Here is a 24,791-nt window from a genome sequence, read left to right on the forward strand (position 1 = left end):
TCGGGTGCGGGTCCGTTGTGGTTGGGCGCGCAGTTCCCCGCGCCCCTTGCGGCGGCCGGGGATTCAGGTGGGGAAGGGGGGTTGGGGGAGGCCTTGGGATGTGTTGGGGATGATCAGGAGTGAGCCTGCGAGGGGGTCGGAGGTGGGGAGGCCTTCGCGGGCTGTTGTGACGTAGAGGTCGGTGAGGTCGGGGCCGCCGAAGGCGCAGGCTGTCGTGCGCGGGGTGGGGAGGGTGATGACCCGGTCCAGCTTGCCGGCGGGCGTGTAGCGGCGGACCGCTCCGCCGTCCCACAGGGCGACCCAGACACACCCCTCCGCGTCGACCGTGAGCCCGTCGGGATAGCCCGCGCCCTCCTCGATCTCGGCCAGCGGGCGCCGGTTGCGGATGCCGCCGCCGTCACCGTCGTGGTCGAAGACGTCGACGCGCCGGGTGGGGCTGTCGACGTAGTACATCAGGCGGCCGTCCGGGCTCCAGCCCGTCCCGTTGCTGACGGTGACGTCCACCGGCACGGTCTCCACCGTGCCGGCGCCGGTCAGCCGGCTCAGCGTGCCGCCTCCAGGTGCCTCGTCGTAGCGCATGGTGCCGGCCCAGAGGGAGCCGTCGGGGGCGACGGCGGCGTCGTTGGCGCGGCGGCCGGGGACGGGCTCGTGGTGGAGCCAGCGGAAGGTGTCGTCGGGGTCGAGCAGGCCGACGCCGTCCCGCAGGTTCAGCACCAGGCCGCCGCCCGCGCGAGGCTTCGCGGCGCCGACGTGCTGCTCCGTCGTACGGACCGTGCGGCGGCCGGTGGCGGGGTCGTAGGTGTGCACGCGCATGCCCAGGATGTCCACCCAGAGCAGGCGCCCGGTCGCCGAGTCCCAGGTCGGGCCCTCGCCGAGTGCCGCCTCCGCCCGTACCGCGACCTCGTAGCCCGTCATGCCGCCCCCCGGTGTCCGAGCCGCTCGGACAGTTCCGCCGCGCCCTTCGCGGCCAACTGCTCCAGCTCCGCGCGCCGTTCGTCGCTCCAGCGGATCATCGGGACGGAGATGGACAGGGCGGCGACGACCTGCCCGGCCCGGTCGCGCACCGGCGCGGCCACGCAGCTGACGTCCGGGTTGGACTCGCGGTTCTCCACGGCGACGCCCCGGCGGCGGATCTCCGCGAGAGCGGTCCGCAGGACGGCGGGGTCGGTGATGCTGTTCGGGGTCATCGCGGTCAGTGCGGTGCCGTCCGGGATCCGCTCGGCCAGCTCCCCCTCGGGCAGCGCGGCCAGCAGCATCTTGCCGACCGACGTGCAGTGGGCGGGGAGGCGACGGCCCGCGGCGGAGACCATGCGCACCGCGTGCGTGGAGTCGACCTTGGCGATGTAGATGACGTCGGTGTCCTCGAGGATGGCCACGTGCACCGTCTCGTCGCAGGTCTCGGCGACCGAGCGGGCGACCTGCCGGCCCTCGGCCGCGAGGTCGAGCTGCTCGGCGTAACGGCTGCCGAGCTGGTAGGGGCGGACGCCGAGCCGGTACCGGCCGGGCTGTCCGGGCGCGGGCACGATGTACGAGCGGGCTGCGAGTGTGGTGACGAGTTCGTGCACGGTGGTGCGCGGCAGTTCGAGCCGGCGCACGATGTCGGGGGCGGAGAGTGTCCCGTCCCCGTCGAGGAACAGCTCGAGTATGTCCAGAGCCCGGGTCACGGCGGGCACGAGGCGTCCCACGTCCAGCCCCTCCCTTGTGTCTAAGGAACCTGCGTTCGAGATTTCAACAGGTGATCGGCATGACGAACACAGGCTAGCCAGGGTGGAGTACACGGGCAACGGCCGCGCCCGGGACGGGCACCATGGGTGGCATGGATCTCGACTTCCAGCTGGTGCTGCTGCGCCGCATGGCCGACCACAACCCGGACCTGGTGGAGGAGGCCCGGCACCGGCTGGGCGCGTCGGCCGCGGACATGCGGGAGGCGAACAGGCGCTGGCAGGCCATGGTCCACTCCCCCAGGTCCCGGTCCGCCGCCGCCCTCCCCCAAGTTCTCGGCTCCGCTCGAACAGGGGGGACCCCCATCCGCTCGGTGCTGGGCAGGCCGGAGTCCGTGCTCCCGCGCCGCCTCGGCGACGTCGACTGCGAGGCCTGGCAGTGGACGCTGCCGCTCTGGCCCGACCTGCGCTTCGAGGTGCTGGTCTCCCCCGACGGCGCGGTCTGGAACGAGTGGCTGGTGCGCGCGCCGGACGCCCCGGCCCCCGGCCTGCGCACCCTGGACGACCTCACCCCGTGGTCCTGCACGGTGGACGAGGCCGCCCGCGCCTTCGCCCCGGCCCGCCCGCTGCAGGGGACGGCACCGTCCCGGTGGGGGCTGGCCTTCACCGCGCCCGACCGGGACGGCGTACCGCGGGAGGTAGCCGCCGAGTTCACCTGGGGGCTGCTGCAGCGGACGGCGGTCCGGGACTGAGCGCGGCCGCCTCAGGCGTCGAAGGCCGTGTCCCGGGACCGCTTCTCCCAGGCGGCGATGTCGTCACGGACCTGGTCGAGGTGGGTGAGGACGGCGCCGACCCCGTCGTCGCCGAGCGGCAGCCGGAGCGGGGTCCGCTCAGCGTCCAGCGCGGCGAGGACGACGGCGGCCGCCTTCGCCGGGTCGCCGGGCGGGGTGCCCTCGTCTCCGCTGAGGAAACCGCGGGTCCGGCTCACCGTGGCGTACACCCCGGAGTCCGCGCTGACCCCGGGCCGGCCGGCGTCGAAGAGCTTGGTCCGGAATCCACCGGGCTCCACGATCAGCACCTTGACGCCGAACTCCCGCACCTCGTCGGCCAGCGCCTCGGACATGCCCTCCAGCGCGAACTTGGTCCCGCTGTAGGCCCCGAAGCCCGCGAAGGACATCTGGCCGCCCATGCTGCTCATCTGCACGATCGCGCCCGAGCGCCGTTCCCGCATGTGCGGCAGCACCGCGCGCACCAGGGCCGCCGGGCCGAAGACGTGCAGGTCGAACAGGTCCCGCAGTTCCTGGTCGGTGGTCTCCTCGACCGCGCCGACATGGGTGCGTCCCGCGTTGTTGACCAGCACGTCGATCCGCCCGTGCCGGGCCACCGCGCCCTGGACGGCCGCCTCGATCGCGGCCGTGTCGGTGACGTCCAGGCGCAGCGCCTCCACCTGGTCGGGATGGGCGGCGACCAGGTCGTCGAGCCCCTCGGTGTGCCGGGCGGCACCGATCACGACATCACCGGCGGCGACGGCCGCCTCCGTGATCGCGCGGCCCAGGCCGCTGCTCGCACCCGTCACCAGCCATACCTTGTTCACGGCAACTCCCCGCAAGTCCGTAGATCCTCGTGAGGCCTCGGCTCCGGCACCTGCTTCGGTATCCGCTCCGGCACCTGCTTCGGTACCCGCTCCGATACGTGCTGCGGCACCTGCTCCGGTCCCTGCTTCGGCCCCTGCCTTCCTGGCACGCCTCAGCCTGCCGCCCGAAGCCGTCGCCCGTCCAAGACCCACGGTGATAGCCATCGGTCATGACCCGGCCGGCCCCCCGCGGGGCCGCGAACCCGCGGAACCGGACAGCCCTCTTGACCTTCCCCTTCGGTGAAGCCCCAGCATCGGTGGCGAGCGAGGAACGCGAGGTCCTGATGACGCCGAGGTACCCATGGAACCGCTGACGATCGGCGCCTTCGCCAAGGCCTGCCGGCTGACCCCCAAGGCCCTGCGGCTGTACGACGAGCTGGGGTTGCTGCGGCCCGCCCGGGTCGACCCGGACACCGGCTACCGGTACTACGCCGTCGAGCAGTTGCCGCGGGCCCGGCTCGTGGCCTGGCTGCGAAGGCTGGGCATGCCGCTGGCGGAGATCCGCACGGTGTGTGCCCTGGACACGGCCGGGGCCGCGCGGGAGATCCGCGCCTACTGGGCGCGTGTCGAGGCGGAGACGGCCGCACGGCGGGACCTCGCCGCGTTCCTCGTCGACCAGCTGACCACAGAGTCACGAAGGGACCCCACCACCATGCTGGAACTGCGTTACGCCGCCCGGTCCGACCGGGGGCTCGTCCGCCCCGCCAACCAGGACACCGTGTACGCGGGCCGCAGGCTGCTCGCCGTGGCCGACGGCTTCGGCCCGGCCGGGGCGCCCGCGAGCAGCGCCGCCGTGGAGTCGCTGCGGTTCCTCGACGAGGGAGCGGAGCCGGCCGCCGGCAGCGTACTGAACCTGCTGGAGGAGGCCGTACGGGGAGCGGACGAGGCGATACGGGAGCTGGCGGCCGACGGCGAGGAGCAGGCCGGCACGACGCTGACCGCGCTGCTGTGGGCGGGGCCGAAGCTGGCGCTCGTGCACATCGGGGACTCGCGGGCGTATCTGCTGCGGGACGGTGAGCTGTTCCGGATCACCCACGACCACAGCGTCGTCCAGTCCCTGATCGACGAGGGGCGGCTGGCGCCGGAGGAGGCCGCCAGTCATCCGCAGCGGGCCCTGCTGCTGAAGGCCCTCGGCTCCGGCGCGGCCCCGCTGCCGGACCTGCGGCTGCACGAGGCGCGGGCCGGCGACCGGTACCTGCTCTGCTCGGACGGGTTGACCTCGGTCGTCCCGGACGGGCGGATCAAGGAGCTGCTCGCCGCCGAGGACGCCGTCGGGGCGCTGATCGACGAGGCCAACGCGGCGGGCGGTCCCGACAACGTGAGCTGTGCCGTGGCCGATGTCGTTGTCTCCACGGGGCCGGTGCCCGTCGGGTAGAAGTGAGCGTGTGGCGATTCACGGCACCGACGCGTACGCCGATCAGGACGGCCTCCCGCCTCTCGTGCGGGAGGCGCTGGCCGTCGCCCGCGCCCAGGACTTCCCGTACTCCTGCCGCCCCGAACAGGGCCGTCTGCTGCGCGTGTTGGCGGGCGGCGCCCGGACGCGCATCGCCGAGACCGGTACCGGACTCGGCGTCGGGCCGGCCTGGCCGGCCTCGGGAGCCGCCCCGGGGACACGGCTGTACAGCGTGGAGCGGGACCCGGAGCGGGCCCGGCTCGCCGCCGGGGTGTTCGCGGGGAGCCCGCAGGTGGAGGTGCTTCGCGGCGACTGGCGGCGCGTCGAGGCGTACGGCCCCTTCGACCTGCTCGTGCTCGACGGCGGCGGGCAGGGCAAGGTGCCCGGGGACACGTTCGCCGACGTCGAGCGGCTGCTGGCGCCCGGCGGGACGGTCGTCGTGGACGACTTCACCCCGGCCGCGAGTTGGCCGCCCCGCCACGAGCGCGCTCTCGACCTCGCCCGGCTGCACTGGCTGGAGCATCCCTCCCTGCGCGCCACCGAGCTGCGTCTCGCGGCCGACCTGAGCACGGTCGTCGGGACGAGGCCGCCGGTGCGGGAACTGGTGTAGGAAGGGGTTGTCGTCAGCCGTGGCCGCGACCACCAACACGGCCACGGGTTCAGTCACAGCGAAGGAGTGCGCCGCGTGTCCTCCCTCTTTCCCGCCCTGTCTCCCGGCCAGTCCCCCGCCCGCGCGGACGGTCCGGGCGACCGGGTCGCCCTGCGGTTCGGGCCGCGGACGCTGACGTACGGCGACCTGGCCGCCGCCGCCGGCGCGCTCGCCGCCCGCCTCCAGGGGCACGGCCGTGTCGCGGTGTGGGCGACCCCGGAACTGGAGACCGCGGTCGCGGTGACGGGCGCGCTGCTCGCCGGGGTGCCCGCGGTGCCGCTGAACCCGAAGTCGGGCGAGAAGGAACTCGCGCACATCCTCTCCGACAGCGCCCCGTCGCTGGTGCTGGCCGCCCCGGGTGCCGAACTCCCCGCGGCTTTCAGCGGCTTGGAGCGGATGGACGTCGACGTGTCCGGCACCGGGACCGCCCCGGACGTACCCGTCTGCGACGGCGACCCGGCGCTGATCGTCTACACCTCCGGCACCACCGGCCCGCCCAAGGGCGCCGTCATCCCGCGCCGGGCACTCGCCTCGACCCTGGACGCGCTCGCCGACGCCTGGCAGTGGACCGACGCGGACGTGCTGGTGCACGGGCTGCCCCTGTTCCATGTGCACGGCCTCGTACTGGGCGTCCTCGGGCCGCTGCGGCGCGGCGGTTCGGTCAGGCACCTGGGGCGCTTCACCACCGAGGGTGTGGCCCGCGAGCTGAACTCCGGCGCGACCATGCTGTTCGGCGTGCCGACGATGTACCACCGCATCGCCGAGGCCCTGCCGGACGACCCGGAGCTGGCCAAGGCCCTGGCCGGGGCCCGGCTGCTGGTCTCCGGCTCGGCCGCGCTGCCCGTGCACGACCACGAACGGATCGCGGCCGCGACCGGCCGGCGGGTCGTCGAGCGGTACGGCATGACGGAGACCCTGATGAACACGAGCGTGCGGGCCGACGGCGAGGCCCGCGCGGGCACCGTCGGGCTACCTCTGCCCGGGGTCGGGCTGCGGCTCGTGGAGGAGGACGGCACGGAGATCGCCGGGTACGACGGGGAGAGCGTCGGTGAGATCCAGGTGCGTGGCCCGAACCTGTTCACCGAGTACCTGAACCGGCCCGACGCGACCGCCGCCGCCTTCACCGCCGACGGCTGGTTCCGCACCGGGGACATGGCGGTGCGCGAGAGTGACGGCTACGTACGGATCGTCGGCCGCAAGGCCACCGACCTGATCAAGAGCGGCGGTTACAAGATCGGGGCGGGCGAGATCGAGAACGCGCTGCTGGAGCACCCCGGGGTGCGCGAGGCCGCGGTCACCGGGGAACCGGACGCGGACCTGGGCGAGCGGATCGTGGCCTGGATCGTCCCGGCCGACCCCGGTCTGCCGCCGTCCGACGAGGAGTTGGCCGATCACGTGGCGCGGCGCCTGGCCCCCCACAAGCGGCCGCGCGTGGTGCGCCGACTGGACGCCCTGCCCCGCAACGACATGGGGAAGATCATGAAGCGGGCGCTGGTCGCCGATGCCTGAACGGCTGTCGGCCCGGGAGATCCTGGCCCTGGTCACGGACGACTCGGAGTTCCGTGAACTCCCCTGCCGCATACGCGACTCACCACCCGACGGCCCGCTCGGCTGGCAGGGTTACGACGCCTCGCGCGCCCGTGCCGCCGAGCGCACCGGCGAGGAGGAGTCCGTCGTCTGCGGCACCGCGCGCGTCCACGGCACGCGGGCCGTGCTGATCGCGTTCGAGTTCGGCTTCCTCGGCGGCTCACTGGGCGAGCGCGCCGGTGACCGCCTGGAGGCGGCGTACACCTACGCGCGCGAACACCGGCTCCCCGTCGTGCCGTTGATCGCCACCGGCGGCAGCCGGATGCAGGAGGGGATGCGCGCACTCACCCAACTCCAGCGCGTGGCACGACAGTCGACGCTCACCCGCGAGGCCGGCCTCGCGCAGATCGCGGTGCTGCGGGACCCGACCACCGGCGGTGGCTGGGCCACCCTCGGCGCCGGGGCCGATGTGATCCTCGCCCTCCCCGGTGCCCAGGTGGGCTTCGCCGGCTCCCGGGTCCGCCCGCCCGGCGCGGACCCGGCCGCGTACACGGCGGAGGCCCAGGTGGCGGCGGGTTCGGCCGACGCGGTGGTGCCCATGGACCGGCTGCGGGACACGCTGGGCCTGTGGCTGCGGCTGCTCGCGGACGGGACGCGGACCGGGGCCGAGCGGTCCCCGGCACGGGCCGGTGCCCCCGACGGCCCCGTCCCCCCAGCTCCCGCTCCCGCCCCCGTCCCAGCTGCGCTCCCCACCTCCGCCGCCCCTCTCCCGCCCACCGCCCCCGGCCTCCCCGCGACCGGCTGGGAAGCCGTCCGCAGGGCCCGCTGCCCCGAACGCCCCCGCGCGCACGCCTACCTGGACGCCTACTTCACCCGCCGTGTCGCCCTCTGCGGCGACCGGTGCGGGGGCTCGGACCCCGAGGGCATGCTCTGCGGGTTCGGCGAGCGGGACGGCCGTACCGTGGCGTACGCGGCGCAGACCGGGCGGGCGACCCGGCCCGCCGGGTACCGGACGGCGGCCCGGCTGATCCGGCTCGCGGACCGGCTCGGGATTCCGGTGCTGACGCTGGTGGACACGCCGGGGGCCGCCCATGACGCCGAGGCCGAGCGGCAGGGGGCCGGGGCGGCGATCGCCGAGGTGTTCGGGGCGGTGGCCGCCGCACGGACGCCGGTCACGACGCTCGTGATCGGCGAGGGCGGCTCGGGCGGGGCGCTCGCGCTCGCCGCGCCCGGCAACACGTGGGCCACGCCGGACAGTTACTTCTCGGTGATCGCACCGGAGCACGCGGCGGCGATCCTCAAGCGCCCGCCGGAGGAGGCCGCGACGACGGCGGGACAGCTGCGCATCCGGCCGCAGGACCTGGTGGAGCTGGGGGTCGTCCGCGGAATCGTCGGCACCGCGGACCACCCCCACCCTCACCCCTGAGGGGAGCCAGGCAGTCCGGCCCCAACCCCCCGGACGGTCTCGCACGTCACCGAGCCGCCCCGGCCCCGGCCCCGGCGGCGAGGGGCACGGACCGCGAGGTGGCGCCGCCGTACGACACCTGGAGCCCTCCGCCGGCCGCGACGCCCCGGGGTTTTCCCGCCGCCTCCCCCGTTCAGCGGCACCCCACCCGGCCCCCCTCAGAAGGCACCGGCCTCCCGGCCCCCGCAGGATGCGAGATGGGACCGCCGGAACCAGGCGGCCGCCCATGGCCTGCGCACTCGGGAGGATCTGCCGTGACCGTCAGTCTGGAGCGCTTGCGCCGGTGCCACTTCGCCGTCGACCTGGGCGCGGCCCGCACCCGTGTGTATGTGAAGGGCGCCGGTCTCGTCGTCGACCAGCCCTCGGTCGCGGCCGTGAACACCCGCAGCGGGGCGCTCATCGCGGTCGGTGAGTTCGCGGAGAAGATGACCGGCCGGACGCCGAGTTACATCAGGGTCGTACGTCCGGTGTCCGGTGGCACGGTCGTCGACATCGAGATGGCACAGCGCATGCTGCGGCACCTGATGGGCGACAAGCTGCGCCGTTCCCTGCGCCGCAAGCCCCGGCTGCGCGCGGCGGCGTGCACCCCGCACGACGCCGATCCGCTGGCCCAGCGCGCGACGATCGAGACGCTGGTCGGGCTCGGGGCTCGGCGCGTGGAGCTGGTGGACACGCTGATCGCGGCCGCCGTGGGGTGCGCGCTGCCGGTGGAGCGGCCCGAGGCCACCATGATCGTGGTGTGCGGGGCGGCGGCCACACAGGTCGCCGTGCTCTCCCTGGGGTCGATCGTCACCGCCCAGCGGGTCCCGGTGGGCGGCGAGGCCGTGGACCACGCGATCGTGCAGCACCTGCGGCACCGGCACGAGCTGATGCTGCCCAGCCAGTCCGTACGGCCCCTGCAGCTGGCCCTGTCCGGCAACGGGCTCACCCCGCACGGGCCGGCGTCCACCGAGATCCACGGGCGGGACGTGGCCACCGGCCTCGCGCGCAGTGTGCGGGTGGACACGGCCGCGGTGCGCGAGGCCATCCAGACCCCGTTGACGGCCGTCCTGGACGGCATCGGCAAGGTGCTCCGCAACTGCCCGCCCGACCTGGTGGCCGACCTCACCGACCGTGGGATCATGATGGTCGGCGGCTCCGCCCTGCTGCCCGGCCTCGACCAGATGCTGGGTCAGTTCATCGGCGTTCCGGTGCACATCGCGGAACGGCCCGACGTGTGCGCGGTGGAGGGTCTCGGTGCCATGCTGGAGGGCAGGATCCAGCCGCTCGTCCTGAGCCCGCTGGCGGCCTGAACCGGGGGCCCCGGCCGGAGCCGGCACACCCCCGCACCCTCACATCCCCACACCCTCACGCCCCGTTCGACCCGACCCGGCGCGCGACGGTGACCGTCACGCGCCCGTCGGCCCGAGCCGACGCGGTCCTCAGTACGGCAGGATGCGCCCGGAAGGCGTCCTGCGGTCGATCTCCTGCCCGCGCGGGGCCGCGGGCCGACGACTGACACGCACCCGGATCCTTCGGTCCATGACGCCCTCCTCCTGCCGGCACCGTCCGGCGGTGGACGCCGGTAGGGGGACGGTGCCCCGGACGCGGCATGTCCAAGCCAGAACCGACCCAACTCTTCGATATCGAACGACTGTTGGGAAGGTGACCCGGGCGCCACCGCGCCCCGGCCGCTCCGCGGCGCCCGGAACGCCCCGCACTCCGGCCCCACGGAAAACCCCCGACAGCGCGAACCACCTGCGCGTCTGCGTGCCTGCGTGCCGCCAAGGACGGGGACGAGGCAGGGGCAGGGGCTGGGGCCGGGGAGTCACCAGGCCGCGATCTTCGGCAGCGCGACCCCCGGCATCTCCGCGCCCTCCGTCCCCGGCTCCTTCGGCAGGCCGTACAGCAGCTCGTGCAGGGCCTTCTCCCTGGCCCTGAGCGTCGCCATGTTGATCTCGCGCATCCGGTCGCGGAAGTCGGCCCCCGGAATCCCCGGCGGGGTGAAGTCGTCCCGGTACTCAGCGATCCGTTCCGCGATCTCGTCGCTCACCCGCGCGAAGAACGTCTCCGGCGGCGTGTTCTCCGCCAGCGCGGCCAGCGCCCCGGGCCGGTACGTCACCCAGTACGCCTTCACCAGCGCCTTGTACCCGCTCACTCCGCCGCTCCTCCTGATCGCCGCACTGCCGGACGCCGGCCGGCCCCGGAGTCCGATCATCACCCGGGGACACCCCCACCCGGCACCCAGAAGCCCCTCCGGGGCGTTGCGCGGCTCCCGGTGGAGGGGCGGGGTGCCGCAGCCGGCACGGGGACGTCCAGGGCGGGGTGGCGCGCTCGCGTCGCCGCTCGCCGCCGCGTTCGCGGACGCCGCTGCCGAACGGGGGGACGTGGACACGGATCTGACCGACCGGATCACGCCGTACGCACGGGTGGGACTCGCCGCCTGCCGGGATGTCGCGGACCTCGCCGCCCCGCCGGGGTGTCGCGGGCTCCGGCCGCGTCGGCCGGGCGTCCGCGCGTTCGTAGACCGTCTTCCATGGCCCGTAGCGTTCGGGCAGGTCGCGCCAGGCCGCCCCGGTGTACAGCTTCCACAGGCTGCCGTTGACGACCTGTCGGCGATCCCGCACCGGCCGGCCCATCCGCGGCGGAGCCAGCAACGGCTCGATCACCGCCCACGACTCATCAGCCAGCTCATGACGACGCACCACGAACAGCCCAACGACCCGACCACTTTGCGACACGGCCTAGTGACCAGCAGCGGAGGGATCCCTGTTCCTGGTCGGGCAGCGGCTGGTCGGTGGATCGCGGGCGGTATGACGGTGTGTCTGGAGAGCCGCGCTGGGCGGGTGTGGGTTGATCGTCGGGCGGTCCCGTCCGGGGCCTGAACACCAACCGACGTCCGTGGCACGTTCTGAGTGCCGCGCTCTTTGTCGAGGAGTCCCCATCGTGAGACCGACTCTGCAACATGCCACTTTTCATCGACGTGGTGCCGGAGCCGCGGGTGAGCGGCGGCGCCCGGCCCGGCGTGCTGCCGTCCTGCTCGCCACGGTGGCGCTGCCGGCGGCCCTGGTGGTGCCCTCGGCCACGCCCGCCGCGGCGGCGGTGCCCGTGACCGTCACCTTCAACGCCGGCGCCAACCAGCCCTTCACCGTCCCGTCCGGCGTCACCCAACTGACCGTCACCGCCACCGGCGCCGCAGGCCAAAACGCGCCTAACGGTGGCACAGGCGGGAGCGGCGCAACCGTCACCGGCACCCTGACCGCCACCCCGGGCAGCACCCTGTTCGTGAACGTCAACACCGGCGGCGGCACCATCACCGGAAACTTCCCGGGCGGCGTCGGCGGCGGTTCCAGCGACGTGCGCACCTGCAGCTCGACCGCCTCCGGCTGCACCCTGACCGGCAGCCCCGGCACCGACCCCCGCCTCATCGTCGCCGGCGGCGGAGGCGGCGGCGGCTACGGTTCCGCCATCGGCGACTTCCAGGTCCCCGAGGCCACCGGCGGGGACGCCGGCAACACCGGAGGCGATGGCGGCGACAGACCGCAGGGCGGCGGCGGCGGTGGCGGAGGTACCCAGACCACCGGCGGCACCGGCGGAGCCGCATGCTCGCAGAACCCAACCACCGCCGGCACCAACGGTACGGCCGGTGCCGCCGGCACCGGCGGCACCGGCTTCGGGGGAGGCGGCGGAGGCGGCGGCTGGTTCGGAGGAGGCGGAGGCGGCGGCTGCGGCCAAATCAACAGCGATGCCACGGCAGGTCCTGGTGGTGGCGGTGGCGGGTCGAACCTCGTTCCGTCGGGAGCTACATCCGGACCTGCAGCGGGAGCGGCCCAGGTGACCATCACCTACGAGCCGGCGCCCCCCACCTGCGCGACCGCCACGCCCACCATCACCGGTACCAACGGCAACAACGTCCTGATCGGCACTCCCGGCAATGACGTGATCTTCGGCCTCGGCGGCAACGACGTGGTCGACGGCCGTGGTGGCAACGACATCATCTGCGGCGGTGACGGCAACGACGTGCTGTCCGGCGGCGACGGCAACGACCGCATCGAAGGCGGCAACGGCACCGACACCCTGAACGGCAACAACGGCAACGACGCCCTCTTCGGCGGTCCCGGCAACGACGCCCTCTTCGGCGGCACCGGCACCAACACCAACGACGGCGGCACCGGCACCAACGCCTGCTTCAGCCCCTCCACCGGACCCGGCTGCTTCTGACCCCGCCCCACACGTCTCCGACTCGATCGACGGACATCAGAAACGGGCCCCGGCGCATCCCTCGTCGCGCAGCGGCGACCAATGCACGAGGCCCGTTTCAACGCTTTGTCCATCCGCGACGAGTAAGAGCTCCGACAAAAGGGCTGGGCTCCCCTTTTGTTCGGAGCTCCAAGACCGCGTCCTACATGGTCAGTTGGCAGTTGTGCTGGACATGGGGAGTGGACGGTGGGGGTGGAACACTCCCGAGCGCCAGGCGCCTCCCTCGGGGGCGGTAAAGAGGAGGTCGTTCGGCGCCTTCCCCTGACAGCGCCGCTGGAAGAGCTGCACCTGGTCAGGGGTGAGCACGAGGGTTCGGCGCGACTTCTTCGTCCTGGGAGCGCCGAGGAACGTTCCACCGCCCTCGCCACGTCGCTTCCACGCTCGCTGGACGCGGAGAGTCGGCCGCTTCGACACGAGCGTCAGGTCGCGACGCTGAAGCGCTGTCGCCTCACCCCAGCGGAGTCCGGTGCTCACGAGGACGTCGATGATGTCCACAGCATCAGCGCGAAGGCACGACCGGAGAAGCGCGTACTCCTCGGGTTCGAGGAAGACCTCGTCGTCCTCGGTCTCGTTGCCCTTGGGGAGTCGGGTGTGTGCCCAGGGGTTCGAGTCTCGCAGCGGGTCGGAGACGGAGTGCTCACCGAGCCACGGCACCATGTGGGACGAGGGATCCTACGGAACGTCGGCGCGGGGATCGTGCGGGAAAACCTCCGCAGTGTTAGCGTCTCCACGTCGTTTCCGCAGGTCACGACGATTCTGCTGTGGTGGGGCGGGTGGGACTCGAACCTAATTCGGTGACGCGTCTCACCTGCGGCTTTACCGAGGGAACGGACATATCCACCCGTTTGACTCCTCCTCCGTCCGCCTGGATCCAGCTGAGACGGGATCCGTGCGGGGATCCCCGCACGATGATCCGAGTAGCAAGCCACCGCTGGGAATGACGCAGACACACCAGGCCCACTCCCGGCGCCTCCACCCTAGCCACTCGGGGCATCAGCTTTCCGAAACCCGCTGGCCCACATTCCTGCACGACCACGCCGACTACGTTCCGTAATGGAGAACACGCGCCGCTGCTCGCCAGGCATAGAACGGACATCCCCTGCAGGCGGGGGGGTGCCTCTATGTCCTTCGTCAAGTCCGAGGTGGTCATGCGGTGACTGCCTCGGGCATGCGTGACTCGTAGAAGGCGCCGTCGCGGAGCATGGCGAACAGGACGCTGATGCGGTGGCGGGCGAGGCGGAGGAGGGCCTGGGTGTGGGTTTTGCCGCGGGTCCGGCAGCGGTCGTAGTAGGTGCGGGAGACGGGATCGTGCAGGGAGGCGAACGCGGAGAGGAACATCGCGCGTTTGAGCTGCCGGTTCCCGCTTCTGGGTGCGTGCTCGCCGTGGATCGAGGTCCCGGACGACTTGGTCGCCGGTGCGAGGCCCGCGTAGGAGGCGAGGTGGGCGGCACTCGGGAAGGAGCTGCCGTCGCCGATGGTGACCAGGAGGACTGCGGCGGTCCTGACGCCGACGCCTGGCAGCGACGTCAGGACCTGGGAAAGAGGGTGGGCCTCCAGCAGTTCGTTGATCTGGGCTTCCAGGGCTCGGCGTTGTTCGTGGACGGCCGCGAGCGAGCGGGCCAGGGACGGGACCACGATGTCGAGGGTGCCGGTGCCCGGGACGACGACGGTCTGTTCGTCGAGCGCGTCGAAGACGTCGTCGATGAGCCGGGTGGCCATGCGTGGGGCCTTCGGGCGGATCAGTTCGACGAGTCTGCGGCGGCCGGCTTTCCGCAGGGTGGCCGGGGATCCGTAGCGTTCCAGTAGCCAGGTCACGGCCTGGTGGTCGAGGCGGGGGCCGAGAACACGCTCCAGGCTGGGGTGGAACTGGGTGAGCAGGCCCCGTATCCGGTTGGAGGTGCGGGTGGCCTCGGCGGCGAGGTCCTGGTCGAAGCCGACGAGGACGGTGAGTTCGGCGGTGATCTCGTCGGTGAGTTCCAGCGAGCGCAGGGTGTGGGGCATGGTGCGGGCGGCGTCCGCGATCACCGCGGCGTCCTTCGCGTCGGTCTTGGCCTCGCCCGGGTAGAGGTCGGCTATGCGGCGCATGGCGAGTCCGGGCAGGTAGGCGACTTGGCAGCCCGCGTCCCGGGCCACCGTGAGCGGGAGGGCGCCGATCGAGGCGGGCTGGTCCACGACCACGAGGACGGTGCCGAACTTGTCGCGCAGCTTGTCCAGGACGGCCCGCAGCTTCGGTTCGCTGTTCGGCAGCGTCTTGTCGAAGACCTTCTTCCCGGCCGGGGTCAGCCCGTGCCCGTGATGCGTGCTCTTGCCGACGTCCAGACCGAGGAAGACGCCCACCCCGCTGATGTCGATCATCGTGCCCCCACTCGCTCGTTCCGTGCTGACCTGGGCGTCGGGGCCGTTCGCGCGCATCCACGTTATGCAGACCTGCCGCCCGCAGATGGCCGGGCATTGCGCCCGGCCGGGCGGTGGTCGGACCTCTCATCAGCGTCTCCGACGGCACCCCTCGGGCCCGGTGACACCACCCCCCAGGTCATGCCTTCGACAGGGGGACACAGTCATGCCGGGCCCGGAGGCCAGCGGCCCTCTTGCAGGACCGCGAAGAACATAACGGGGGGGGGGAGACAGATGGTCGAGATGGTTCGTCATCGGCCAGCCCGGACCATCCCCACGGGCGCGGGGTTCGAGGTGCTGCCGAGGCGGTGGGTGGTGGAGAGAACGCTGAGCTGGCTGGTTCACTCGCACCGTCTGGTGCGTGGCTACGAGATACTGCCGGACATACGGGAAGTCATGGTGCTGTGGTCGATGACCATGCTCATGCCCACCCGCCTGGCCAACGCCGACGCGATGCCCTCATGCCCCGGCGGCCAGCATCGGCCGGACCTCTTTGTGGCCCAGTCTCGTGCGACCACACGCTTGACCCACGAGCGCACGCCCTCAATCCGAGCCAGCGGCTGGCATAGCTCCTTGGGGAGACGGCAATAATGAACCGCGCGTCACCAAAATGCCTGCGACGGGCCAGGGGCAGCATCAGAGATTTCAGCCAATCGCTGCCTGCTAGTTTGGATCTCCTGTTATGACGAGAGAAGCAAGACGCTTTTTTCGCTGGCCGGACGCACATGGATTTCCACAACGGATCTCCTTTTCCGAGAAGCCGGCGCGGCGGTCAGGTGGGAGATGAAACTACTCGCTCGGCAATGGGTATCGTCCCAGACGACTAGAAGCTAGCGATCCGTGCTGTTTTCGGCAACCCACGACCAAGTGCATGGGACACCTATTTCTGGCTGGTCCGTCCTCTTGTCTCTTTCTCCCGGATCGGTACGGGAGAGTCGAAGGGGCCGCTCCGCCTGCTTATTCTCCGTTTCCCCCCGAGCGTCCACCTCGGCCAGCGCCATCGCGACGAGTGGTGTCCAGTCACTTTCGCGTCGGCTTGCCGGGTGCCTTCGGAACAGAGGGCGACGCAAAGTGATGCGGTGCGCGAAAGTGAGGGCGCGAGGGCGCGCCGAGGCGGATCCGTACAGGTTCCGCCGGTCAAGGAGGCGCCTGCCCGTCCTCGGCCGGCTACGTAGCTCCTTCCGTACCGGGGCCACCTGGACGCTCCGGCGACGGCATCCGGTACAGCAAGGGGAGGCAGGCCAGGAGCAAGAGGCCCGCCGCGGCCCAGGGGGCTCCGGGACCCACGTGCCCGGCCAGGACGCCCCCCAGTGCAGCGCCTACGGGCGTGGCCCCCCAGGCGGCCAGGCGGTATCCGCTGGTGACACGGCCCAGCATGTGCGGCGGGGCGAGCCGTTGCCGCAGCGAGACCGTGCAGACGTTCCACAGCACCACGGCGGCGCTGTTCACGGCCAGCATCAGAGCGACCAGCGGCCACCAGGGCACCACCGCGACGACCAGGTAGCTGAGCGCGGATACGGTCACGGACACCACCAGGCTCCGTGCGGTGCCCAGCCGGCGTGCCGTGGGGACCGCCGCCCTGGCCCCGGTCAGGCTGCCGAGGGCCGCTGCCACCAGCATCAGGCCGTACCCCCAGGACGGCAGGTCGAGCCTGCCCTCCACGTACACCACAAGCACCGCGTAGACCGCCTGCTGGCCCACGCCGAGCACCGCGACCACCACCATCAGACGGCGCAGGACCCGGTTTCCCGCGAGCATCTGCAGACCGACCCAGGTGCCACGCATCAGGCCCGCGAGACCACTTTCCGCCCGCGCGCCACCCTCCATCCGCCCGGCCGACGCGTGCGCGGCCAAGCCCCTGAGCAGCAGCGCCGATAAGAGGAACGTCACCGCGTCCACCGCGAACGGCCACGGCCGTCCGACCGACCACAGCGCCACCCCGAGCGGGGGTCCGAGAAATCCGGTCCCGATGATCTGTGCGGCGATGATCCGGGCGTTCGTCCGCTCCAGCTCCTGGTCCGCAGCCAGCCGCGGCACCACCGCCTGGGCCGCGCTGTCGAAGAACACCTCGGCGAGTCCGCACAGGAAGGCCGCCGGCACCAGCCACGCAACGGGCACCCGTCCCGTGGCCACACCCGCGCACAGCACGGCCAGCACGGCGCAGCGCGCCAGATCGGCGCCCACCAGGGAGCGGTGCGGCGGCGTGCGGTCCACGAGGGTACCGATGAGCGGCGCCAGCAACCAGGCCGCGCGGCTGGCGGCCGCGACCACGGAGACCCAGAACACGTCGTGCGTGACGACGGCGGCCAGCAGGGGCAACGCGGCGAGCCGCGCACCGTCCCCGACCGAACTGAGCGCGTTGGCGGTGACCAGCCGGCCCAGCGGGGTCGCACGGAGAGGAAGAAAGGTAACGGTGGACCGGGAGCCAACATTCATGGGGCCCGCACGTTCCGCGTCAGCGGAACATGGAGGACACGATGGTCGGTTGTTTTCCTCGGGATACACCACACCAGGCCTCGGTACCCAGTGCCGGCTCCACAGCACCTGCGGAGAACGGACTTTAAGTTCTCTTTTCCGTGTCCCACGTTCACCGTGCACTCCATTCGCTCGAATGGTTGACATCCCGTCGTGGTCCATGGCACGTTCGATGGCACGCAAGCGACGCCGAAAGACGCCCGATCGCCTGTTCGTCACACCAATTCCGGCGCGATTCGACCCCTGACCGGGCCGCAATTCTGGTCCACGGGGTCGGCGTCCGAGCAGGGACACCAGTATGCGAGAGCCCAAAATTGTGACGCTGGCTCGGCAGCCTGTCTTCGCTGACGCCGCCAGTATCCTCAACCGGTTATACGAGACGTACGACTTCCTCCTTGAGTGCGTCGTCCCCGACCTCCAGCCTGCCGCGTCGAACGGACGCCGGATCGCACTCGGCACCGCCCTCGAACCCACCGTACGACACCGACTCGATCAGGCCGTGCGGAAGATCCGTGACGTTCCGGCCTGCCGGGAGGAGTTGGCCGGCCTCGTGAGCGAACTGCGTGACAGGCGCGAGGTCACGCTCGCCGCGGAGGCGGAACGAGCCGGAACACGAGACGTGTTGGTGGCGGTCGGCGACCACGTGGACCTGCTCACTCGCCCGGACCTGCCAGCGCGCGCTCACCAGGACTTCACCGCGCTGTTCCGCGAGCACCTCAGCGCCGGTGAAGGCGCCGATCACCTCGCTCTCCTCACCTCGGACCAGGCCGCGGTCGCCCGAGACGCCGTGGACCTGATGCGGGATACCGCGCCCGACCTGTGCGCAGGACTGTTCCAGCACGCCCGCTACCTCGTCGCCGTCGACGGCCCCGACGCCTTCGACAGCGCCTCCACCTGGGAGATCCCCGGCGCCGCGTTCGTCGCGCTGCGCTGCATGCGCACCCCAGAACGGCTGGCGGAGGCCATGGTGCACGAGTTCGTGCACCTGCGCTTGTACGACCTGCAGATGACGCGGTCGGTCTTCGCTCCCGACTACGACACCCGCACGGCCCCCACGATCGCACCGGAGTGGCACCGGCACTCGACGGTGTCCCACTGGCCGGTCGACCGGGCACTTGCGGCCGCCCACGTCTACGTGCACTTGGCCGCCTGGTTCGAGGAGCGTGCCCGCGCCTGCCCGGACCCGGAACTCGAGCGTTCCGCGCTGACGGCGGACCTCCGGGCGTCCAGTCTGCTCGACAAGGTCGCCCAGTCGGCGGACACGTGTCTAGGTCCAGCCGGCCGAGATTTCCTGAGCTGGCTGGCGCAGGTGCACCAGGACAGAACGGCCCCCCGCCCGGCCACAGGCATGCCGGTGGCCTCGTAATCCCCGCCGCGACGACAGCGGACCCGGACACTGCGGCCGCCCGTGCCCCGACGCATCCGGTTCCCGTTCACGGCCGCCCTGCGACCCCGCCGTTTCCCTCGAGTGCGCGGCACACCCGCCCCCGTGCCGACCAGGACGGAGACCCATGGAACTCGTGCTCCACCAGCCACTCAAGAGCTGGCTGCAAGTTACCCAGTCGTGCAACCTCAAGTGCCGTCAGTGCTACGGGGACTGTTCCTCTCAGCCGCGGACCGGCGAACTCAGCCGCGACGAGTACTCCGCGCTCATCCGGGAGATGGCCGACTCCGGGCTCATCGAGGTCTTCGTCGAGGGCGGGGAGCCGCTCAACCGCCCCGACGTCCTTGAGGTGCTGAGCGAGCTGACCCCGCATGTGATGACCCGCGTCCGCACCAACGCCACCCTCTTGACCCCCGAGGTCGCCCGGCGGCTGAAGGAGATCGGTGTCGGCGAGGTGTACGTGGACGTCATGGGGGCAACGGCCGCTACCCACGACTGGCACGTCGACGTCGTAGGTAGCTTCGCCCGGACGATCGACGGACTGAAGAACGCCCAGGCCGCCGGGCTGCCCGTGGTCCTCCTGGTCATCATGACCCGGCGCAACGTCGGCGAACTGCAGCAGGTGCTCGACATGGCCGCCGAACTCGGCGTGCCGCGGGTCGGCGTGCTGCGGCTCTACCCCCTGGGACGGGCCCGCACCCATTGGAAGGAACTGGCGCTCCGCCTGCCCGACCAGATGGCCGCGCTGGACGCGCTGCGCGTTCCCGCATCGGTGCATCTGATGACCTCCTGGCATCCCAAAGACGGCAACTGCTGTTGGCAGAACGCCGGCGTCGATGCCACCGGCCGCTCCGTCGGCTGCGCCTACCTGCGGGACTACGCCGACTACGGCAACGTCCGCGAGATGAGCTTCCTGGAGACCTGGAACAACCCGATCTACGTGAACAACCGCTCCGGCCACGTGGACGGCGGCTGCGACGGCTGCGAGGAGACCCAGGGCTCCTCGGGCGGGTGCAGGTCCACGGCGTTCGCCTTCACCGGCCGCTGGGACGCCCCCGACCCCTTCTGCTCCGAGACCAACGGAGGCATCGATGTCTCACAGCTCCCCGATGACCTTGAGGAACGACGCGTCCGTCCTGCCATACCGGCGACGAGCCGACTGCTTTGAGCAGAGTTCCTCAGCCCGGTTTCGCCCGATACCGGAGTGGAACTGCATGCTCGCCTACACCCCGCGCAAGCCCGCCAGCCACTACCTCAACCCGGTGGCTTGGGTGGTGATCGAGCTGTGCGACGGATCGTCCGGATCACAGATCTACGCCACGTTCGAGCAGCTCAACAAGGGCCGGATCGGTGAAACGGAACTCAAGGAGGCGTTCGAGTCGGCCATGGCTCAGCTCGTCGACGGCGGGCTGGTGTCCGCCGAGGCAGCCGACTCGGCCCTGACGGGAAGGAGGTGACAGTCATGACTAGGAAGAAGACGGACCTTGAGCAGCTCATGGCCGCGGCCAGCGCGACCGGTGAGGGCCCTGCCGTGGAGGTGGTACAGCCCGAAGTACGCACGGGTGCTCAGTACGCCCTGCTGCCGTCCATGAAGGCCAAGCTGCCGGACACGTCCGCGGCAACGCCGCAGACGGAGGCGGAAGGCGAGTAACCGCGTCGTCTACCGGCGTCGCGCCGGTCGGCATCCGGGCACGGGTCCCGGATGCCGGCTGGCCCCGAAGACCGATGGGGAGAAGATGGGCAAGAAGACCGTCCTGGTGAACCCGCCCCTGTGGAACGCATACGCGCCGCACCTGGCGGTGCCCCTGCTCCTCGGTGACCTGCGAGCCCGCAGGTACGAGGCCGCCGCCTACGACCTGAGCATCGAGTGCGTCGACTGGATGTTGTCCGAGGCCACCCTTGCACGGCTGCGCGACAAGGCGCACCGGCGCCGGGCGGTCGGCCTGCGTGACGAATGGGCGCGCCAGCGCGCGCTCCTAGTCGCCCCCGCCGCGATCGCCGGCGTCGAAGAGGCCAAGGCGCGCCTGAAGTCACTGCCGACCTTGCACGAACCGGACGCCTTCCACCGAGCCCGACACACCCTGCGCGACGCGCTGTGGCTCATCTCCGGCGCCTTCCCCAACTGCGAGTTCGACCTGGTGTCCAACACCTCGGCGTACTCAGCCGAATCGACAGCGCAGGTGCTCGCGGCGACGGAGGATCCGGATGGCAACCCCTACTGCTGGGCCTTCGAGCGCATGCTCGACCGCAACCTCTTCCTCGATCCGGAGGTCGGTGTCGTCGGGCTGAGCATGTCCGCCGACACCCAGTTGATCGCCGGCGTCACGTTCCTGCGGATGCTGCGGGAGGTCCGGCCGGACGTGCATGTCGTCCTGGGCGGCAACTACGCGACCCGGCTGGTGGACCGGTGGCAGCGCCGCCACCCACTGTTCGACTACGTCGATACGGTCGTGACGGGAGAGGGCGAGGGAGCGCTCGCCGCAGTCGTGGACGCTCTGGACGCGCCCGCCGAGGGCGGGGGCGACTTCCGCGAGAAGATTCCCGGCGCCGTCTGGGACGACCACGGCATCCTGCTGCGCGCCCCCCGGCAGAGCGCCGACATCAGCACCACCGCCACGCCCGCCTATACCGACCTGCCCCTGGACAAGTACCTCGCGCCCGGTCCGATCCTGCCCGTCTACGCCTCCCGCAGTTGCCCTTGGGACTGCGCGTTCTGCTCGATCCCCTTCGCCAGCAACTCCTTCCGGCAACGCCCCGCGGAAGCGGTGGTGGACGAGATCGGCCAGCTGCGTGCGGACGTTGGATCCCCGTACTTCATGTTCGTTGACGAGATCATGAGTCTGCGTACGCTGCGCAATGTCGCCGAGGCGCTGGTGCGGACGTCGGCCGGCGTGCGCTGGTACGGCGAGACCCGGTTCGCACGCGGCCTCGATCAGGAACTGGCCGAACTACTGCACGCCTCCGGGTGCCGCCGGATGAACTTCGGCCTCGAGTCGGCCAGCCAGCGCGTCCTCGACCTCATGCGCAAAGGCACCAGGATCGACGACGCCTGTGCGAACATCGAGGACATGCTCTCCGCGGGCGTGCCCCTGCACCTCTTCGTCATCCACGGTTTCCCCGGGGAGACCGAGCAGGAAGCGGCGCGGACCGTGGCGTTTGCGGAGGCGGTACGGCGCCTGTCCGTGCACACCTACGGGGTCGCGCACACCACCTGGGGCGGCTCACCGTTCGTGCTCGACGTGCACTCACCGGTCGGCACGCGGCCCGATGCCTTCGGTGTCCGCATCGCGTCCCCGGCGCCCGGGGACGACCTGAGCCTGCGGCGGGACTACACGGTCGGCTCGGGCATGTCCCAGCAGGACAGCGTGCGGATCGCCGACACGTCGGCGGACTCCGTCAGCGACACAAACGTCTGGTTCCGGGCCGCCCGCGACCCGCTGGCCCGGGAGATCGAGGAGTTCACGTTCCTGCGGGCCTGTGTGGGAGCACCTCTGCCCGAGACCCCCGCAGTGCCCCTTTTCGACTGGCCACCGCCGGATCCCGAGGCTCGGCTCACCCTCGACCCGGACATGACCTACTGCCGGGTTCCCTGGCCGGCCACCGAGACGGACACCGGCCCCGCAACCGCGCTCTACCATCCGCGGCACGACCGTTTCCTGCAGCTCAACGCGCGGGACGCGGACTGGCGGGAGCTGGACGGCTCGACATGGCGCGACCTGGAGACCTGGCTGACCGAGCACGAGTGCCACTACCTGGGCGCCAGCCCCGTCGCCACGGCGGCGCTGCTCGTGCGGCACGGATTCCTGGCGCCCTCGCGGCGAGGGGCCGAGCCGATCCCCGGCCGGCTCCGACCCGAGATCGGTATCGCGGTGGAGAGTCGCGCCGGCATCCACTGCCTCACCAACCCGATCACGGGGGTAACGGTCCGGCTGCGCGACCCGGCCATCGGGACGTGGGAACGATGGACGAACGGCGAGGAACCCACGTCGAACCCGGCCGCCACCGATGCCCTGGTGCGGTTCGGGTTCCTGTACCGCGGCCCGGCCGGGGGCCGGCCGTCGCAGCCAGCGTACGTACGACAAGGTCAGGTGATGTGAACCCATGGAACCCTTCACGACGCGGATCCCGGGCGGGCCGACCGTCCGGCCGCTGCGGCCGGAGGACGAGTCCGCCGTCTCCCGGCTGCTGACGGACTGTGACGACTACTTCGTCGCCGCCACCGGCTCGACCGCCATGCCAGCGGATGTGCAGAGCCTGTACTACTCCCTGCCGGACGGTGTGGACTTCGACCGCAAACACCTCCTAGTACTAGTGCACGAGGACCGCCCGGTGGGTCTGGTCGACGCCGTGGAGGGCCACCCGGAGCCCGCCACCTGCTCGGTGGGGCTGTTCCTCGTCGAGCCGCACGCCCGGGGTAGGGGGCTCGGCCTCCGGGCGGCGCGACACCTGCTCCGGGAGGCCGCGGCCCGGGGAACGCGGCGCGTCACGGCCACCTGCCCGGAGGACTGGGCCCCGGGCATTGCATTCCTGCGGCGCCTGAGCTTCGACGTGCGCCCGCCCGAACCCGAACCGCTCGCCACGGTCGGTAAGCGGCGGCGGGGCCCCCAGGAGCGGCACCTGTGCACCGCTGTGCGGCTCCTCACCAAGGAGGACACCAGCGGTACCGCAGCGGCCGGCCGCGCCGGGGGCGGCACGTCATGACGGCCGTACCGCCTCTCCTCGAGGCAGGCCCCGGCGGCGTCGAGGAGGACCTGGCCTCGGCGCACGCCCTGGTCAGCGCCTTCGACTCGGACCAGGGCGGACCAGGGGGCGGTGATCCGCACAGGGAGTTCGCCGCCCTGCGCCGAACGGGCGCGGTGCACCGGTCGACCCTGGAGCGGATCTTCACCGGAGCGGACCTCTCCGGCACCACAGGTACGCCGGTGTGGCACGTGGTGTCCTTCGCCGCGGCCGATCGGGTACTGCGCGACGAGCACACCTTCTCGTCCTCCGCCTACGCCGACAGCATGGGCCAGGTGGTCGGCCGGTCGTTCCTCGAGATTGACGGCGGCGAGCACCGGGCCTGGCGGAACGTCCTGAACCGAGGATTCCATCGCCAGGCAGTCGCCAGCTGGCAGGCGCGGCTGCGCGCGGATGCGCTGTCCCGGCTGACGGCCATGGCAGACCGCGGCGGCGGGGACCTGGTGGGCGAGGTCGCCTTCCCGGTGGCGCTGACGACCATCGCGGGCATCATCGGGTTCCCGCTCGGAACACGGATCGGCACCCTGTACACCTGGGCGGTCGGCCTGCTCGACGACACCGACGGCAAGATCGCTACCGCGGTGGCGGAGTGGCTCGGGACACCGTCGACGTGGCCTGCGGACAGCGTCGTGGGGCGGCTGCTGCGCTGCGACGACCCGGCGATCGGCACGGGCTCCGCCCTCCTGCCCGCGGTCCGTCTGCTGCTCTCCACCGGCACGGAACCGCCGTACCGCGCCCTTGCCACCCTGATGTACGCGGTCCTACACGATCCAGCGGTCCTGGAGGCCGTCCGCGTAGACGTATCCATCAGCCCGGCCCTGGTTCAGGAGTGTTGGCGGTGGGAGTGTCCGCTGACCTGGGTCCTGCGCCGGTGCACCACCGACACAGAACTGTGCGGCGTGCGGCTACGCGCGGGCGATTCGGTCTGCGTCAACCTGGCATCGGCCAACCGGGACGGGAGCCGGTGGCCCGACGCGGACCGCTTCAACCCCCACCGCCGGCCCCTGCCGCACTTGGCCGTGGGATCCGGCCCTCACCTCTGCCTCGGGCGGCACCTCGCCGCGCTCGAGGCCGAGGAGATCCTCGGCGGACTGCTCCAGGTGACCGCGGGCCGGCCGTCCGGCCCCGTCCTGGACACCGACGGCGTGAGCGGGCGCGGCTTCCGGTCACCGCTACGCCTCACCCTGCGGTTCTGAGCCCCCGTTCTTTTCGTGATCCCGCAAGAGGGCCG

At 71.8% G+C, this 24,791-nt stretch carries 21 protein-coding genes and 1 pseudogene; 14 read left to right on the forward strand and 8 right to left on the reverse strand.

The window, feature by feature from the left end; all coding sequences use genetic code 11:
- Window positions 1-63: 63 nt before the first annotated feature.
- The gene (locus tag OIB37_RS12495) at window positions 64-915 is read right to left on the reverse strand and encodes an SMP-30/gluconolactonase/LRE family protein (protein ID WP_330457659.1); all 852 of its coding nucleotides are present in this window, start codon (window positions 913-915) and stop codon (window positions 64-66) included.
- Complete coding sequence (locus tag OIB37_RS12500) at window positions 912-1,685, reverse strand: IclR family transcriptional regulator (protein ID WP_330457660.1); 774 nt, start codon at window positions 1,683-1,685, stop codon at window positions 912-914. The genes OIB37_RS12495 and OIB37_RS12500 overlap by 4 nt, the downstream gene beginning before the upstream one ends.
- 131 nt (window positions 1,686-1,816) lie before the next feature.
- Between OIB37_RS12500 and OIB37_RS12505 the strand changes: the two genes are divergently transcribed.
- The gene (locus tag OIB37_RS12505) at window positions 1,817-2,413 is read left to right on the forward strand and encodes a hypothetical protein (protein WP_330457661.1); all 597 of its coding nucleotides are present in this window, start codon (window positions 1,817-1,819) and stop codon (window positions 2,411-2,413) included.
- A gap of 11 nt (window positions 2,414-2,424) precedes the next feature.
- Here the strand turns inward: OIB37_RS12505 and OIB37_RS12510 are convergent, their stop codons facing one another.
- Window positions 2,425-3,255 carry an oxidoreductase gene (locus OIB37_RS12510; protein WP_330457662.1) on the reverse strand — a complete coding sequence of 277 codons (831 nt, stop codon included), beginning with the start codon at window positions 3,253-3,255 and terminating at the stop codon, window positions 2,425-2,427.
- 340 nt (window positions 3,256-3,595) lie between these two features.
- On the opposite strand from OIB37_RS12510, the gene OIB37_RS12515 reads away from it, so the two are divergent.
- The 5 genes from OIB37_RS12515 (at window position 3,596) to OIB37_RS12535 (ending at window position 9,620) form a co-directional block, all read left to right on the forward strand.
- The gene (locus tag OIB37_RS12515) at window positions 3,596-4,669 is read left to right on the forward strand and encodes a MerR family transcriptional regulator (protein WP_330457663.1); all 1,074 of its coding nucleotides are present in this window, start codon (window positions 3,596-3,598) and stop codon (window positions 4,667-4,669) included.
- Between the two features lie 10 nt (window positions 4,670-4,679).
- Window positions 4,680-5,297: an O-methyltransferase gene (locus tag OIB37_RS12520; RefSeq protein WP_330457664.1), complete on the forward strand. Its 618-nt coding sequence runs from the start codon at window positions 4,680-4,682 to the stop codon at window positions 5,295-5,297.
- A 75-nt stretch (window positions 5,298-5,372) separates the two neighbouring features.
- A complete protein-coding gene (locus OIB37_RS12525) occupies window positions 5,373-6,845 on the forward strand; it encodes an acyl-CoA synthetase (RefSeq protein WP_330457665.1) in 1,473 nt (490 codons plus the stop codon).
- Window positions 6,838-8,289 (forward strand): carboxyl transferase domain-containing protein, encoded by a 1,452-nt coding sequence (locus OIB37_RS12530; RefSeq protein ID WP_330457666.1) that lies wholly within the window; start codon window positions 6,838-6,840, stop codon window positions 8,287-8,289. Before OIB37_RS12525 ends, OIB37_RS12530 begins: the two co-directional genes overlap by 8 nt.
- 293 nt (window positions 8,290-8,582) lie before the next feature.
- Window positions 8,583-9,620, forward strand: a complete 1,038-nt coding sequence (locus OIB37_RS12535) for a rod shape-determining protein (protein ID WP_330457667.1) — start codon at window positions 8,583-8,585, stop codon at window positions 9,618-9,620.
- A 515-nt stretch (window positions 9,621-10,135) separates the two neighbouring features.
- Here OIB37_RS12535 and OIB37_RS12540 read toward each other — a convergent pair.
- Both OIB37_RS12540 and OIB37_RS12545 read right to left on the reverse strand, forming a co-directional pair.
- Window positions 10,136-10,465: a hypothetical protein gene (locus tag OIB37_RS12540; protein WP_330462097.1), complete on the reverse strand. Its 330-nt coding sequence runs from the start codon at window positions 10,463-10,465 to the stop codon at window positions 10,136-10,138.
- A gap of 358 nt (window positions 10,466-10,823) precedes the next feature.
- Window positions 10,824-11,012 (reverse strand): annotated as a pseudogene (locus OIB37_RS12545) (transposase); the annotation flags it as partial.
- 241 nt (window positions 11,013-11,253) lie between these two features.
- Between OIB37_RS12545 and OIB37_RS12550 the strand changes: the two are divergent.
- A complete protein-coding gene (locus tag OIB37_RS12550; protein ID WP_330457668.1) occupies window positions 11,254-12,528 on the forward strand; it encodes a calcium-binding protein in 1,275 nt (424 codons plus the stop codon).
- A gap of 189 nt (window positions 12,529-12,717) precedes the next feature.
- On the opposite strand, the gene OIB37_RS12555 is transcribed toward OIB37_RS12550, so the two are convergent.
- From OIB37_RS12555 to OIB37_RS12565, 3 genes are all read right to left on the reverse strand, one after another.
- The gene (locus OIB37_RS12555; RefSeq protein ID WP_330457669.1) at window positions 12,718-13,224 is read right to left on the reverse strand and encodes a hypothetical protein; all 507 of its coding nucleotides are present in this window, start codon (window positions 13,222-13,224) and stop codon (window positions 12,718-12,720) included.
- Between the two features lie 489 nt (window positions 13,225-13,713).
- Window positions 13,714-14,922 carry an IS110 family transposase gene (locus OIB37_RS12560; RefSeq protein ID WP_330461827.1) on the reverse strand — a complete coding sequence of 403 codons (1,209 nt, stop codon included), beginning with the start codon at window positions 14,920-14,922 and terminating at the stop codon, window positions 13,714-13,716.
- 1,206 nt (window positions 14,923-16,128) lie between these two features.
- On the reverse strand, window positions 16,129-17,397 hold the full coding sequence (locus tag OIB37_RS12565) for an MFS transporter (RefSeq protein WP_330457670.1): 1,269 nt from the start codon (window positions 17,395-17,397) through the stop codon (window positions 16,129-16,131).
- A 337-nt stretch (window positions 17,398-17,734) separates the two neighbouring features.
- Between OIB37_RS12565 and OIB37_RS12570 the strand changes: the two genes are divergently transcribed.
- From OIB37_RS12570 to OIB37_RS12600, 7 genes are all read left to right on the forward strand, one after another.
- Window positions 17,735-18,802 (forward strand): aKG-HExxH-type peptide beta-hydroxylase, encoded by a 1,068-nt coding sequence (locus OIB37_RS12570; protein WP_330457671.1) that lies wholly within the window; start codon window positions 17,735-17,737, stop codon window positions 18,800-18,802.
- Between the two features lie 145 nt (window positions 18,803-18,947).
- A complete protein-coding gene (locus OIB37_RS12575) occupies window positions 18,948-19,988 on the forward strand; it encodes a radical SAM protein (protein ID WP_330457672.1) in 1,041 nt (346 codons plus the stop codon).
- 46 nt (window positions 19,989-20,034) lie between these two features.
- Window positions 20,035-20,277 (forward strand): hypothetical protein, encoded by a 243-nt coding sequence (locus tag OIB37_RS12580; protein ID WP_330457673.1) that lies wholly within the window; start codon window positions 20,035-20,037, stop codon window positions 20,275-20,277.
- A gap of 5 nt (window positions 20,278-20,282) precedes the next feature.
- Window positions 20,283-20,471: a hypothetical protein gene (locus OIB37_RS12585; RefSeq protein ID WP_330457674.1), complete on the forward strand. Its 189-nt coding sequence runs from the start codon at window positions 20,283-20,285 to the stop codon at window positions 20,469-20,471.
- Between the two features lie 85 nt (window positions 20,472-20,556).
- Window positions 20,557-22,917, forward strand: coding sequence for a B12-binding domain-containing radical SAM protein (locus OIB37_RS12590; RefSeq protein WP_330457675.1), 2,361 nt, complete (start codon window positions 20,557-20,559; stop codon window positions 22,915-22,917).
- A 4-nt stretch (window positions 22,918-22,921) separates the two neighbouring features.
- Complete coding sequence (locus OIB37_RS12595) at window positions 22,922-23,521, forward strand: GNAT family N-acetyltransferase (protein WP_330457676.1); 600 nt, start codon at window positions 22,922-22,924, stop codon at window positions 23,519-23,521.
- Window positions 23,518-24,756, forward strand: coding sequence for a cytochrome P450 (locus OIB37_RS12600; protein WP_330457677.1), 1,239 nt, complete (start codon window positions 23,518-23,520; stop codon window positions 24,754-24,756). Before OIB37_RS12595 ends, OIB37_RS12600 begins: the two co-directional genes overlap by 4 nt.
- The last annotated feature ends 35 nt before the right edge of the window (window positions 24,757-24,791 follow it).

Origin of the sequence: Streptomyces sp. NBC_00820 (assembly GCF_036347055.1) — a bacterium.
Lineage (GTDB): Bacteria > Actinomycetota > Actinomycetes > Streptomycetales > Streptomycetaceae > Streptomyces.

Coding starts and splice junctions, on each gene's coding strand:
- OIB37_RS12495 (WP_330457659.1), bottom strand. CDS start 915: ATGACGGGCTACGAGGTCGCGGTACGGGCGGAGGCGGCACTCGGCGAG.
- OIB37_RS12505 (WP_330457661.1), top strand. CDS start 1,817: ATGGATCTCGACTTCCAGCTGGTGCTGCTGCGCCGCATGGCCGACCAC.
- OIB37_RS12515 (WP_330457663.1), top strand. CDS start 3,596: ATGGAACCGCTGACGATCGGCGCCTTCGCCAAGGCCTGCCGGCTGACC.
- OIB37_RS12530 (WP_330457666.1), top strand. CDS start 6,838: ATGCCTGAACGGCTGTCGGCCCGGGAGATCCTGGCCCTGGTCACGGAC.
- OIB37_RS12555 (WP_330457669.1), bottom strand. CDS start 13,224: ATGGTGCCGTGGCTCGGTGAGCACTCCGTCTCCGACCCGCTGCGAGAC.
- OIB37_RS12560 (WP_330461827.1), bottom strand. CDS start 14,922: ATGATCGACATCAGCGGGGTGGGCGTCTTCCTCGGTCTGGACGTCGGC.
- OIB37_RS12565 (WP_330457670.1), bottom strand. CDS start 17,397: ATGAATGTTGGCTCCCGGTCCACCGTTACCTTTCTTCCTCTCCGTGCG.
- OIB37_RS12570 (WP_330457671.1), top strand. CDS start 17,735: ATGCGAGAGCCCAAAATTGTGACGCTGGCTCGGCAGCCTGTCTTCGCT.
- OIB37_RS12575 (WP_330457672.1), top strand. CDS start 18,948: ATGGAACTCGTGCTCCACCAGCCACTCAAGAGCTGGCTGCAAGTTACC.
- OIB37_RS12580 (WP_330457673.1), top strand. CDS start 20,035: ATGCTCGCCTACACCCCGCGCAAGCCCGCCAGCCACTACCTCAACCCG.
- OIB37_RS12585 (WP_330457674.1), top strand. CDS start 20,283: ATGACTAGGAAGAAGACGGACCTTGAGCAGCTCATGGCCGCGGCCAGC.
- OIB37_RS12590 (WP_330457675.1), top strand. CDS start 20,557: ATGGGCAAGAAGACCGTCCTGGTGAACCCGCCCCTGTGGAACGCATAC.
- OIB37_RS12595 (WP_330457676.1), top strand. CDS start 22,922: ATGGAACCCTTCACGACGCGGATCCCGGGCGGGCCGACCGTCCGGCCG.
- OIB37_RS12600 (WP_330457677.1), top strand. CDS start 23,518: ATGACGGCCGTACCGCCTCTCCTCGAGGCAGGCCCCGGCGGCGTCGAG.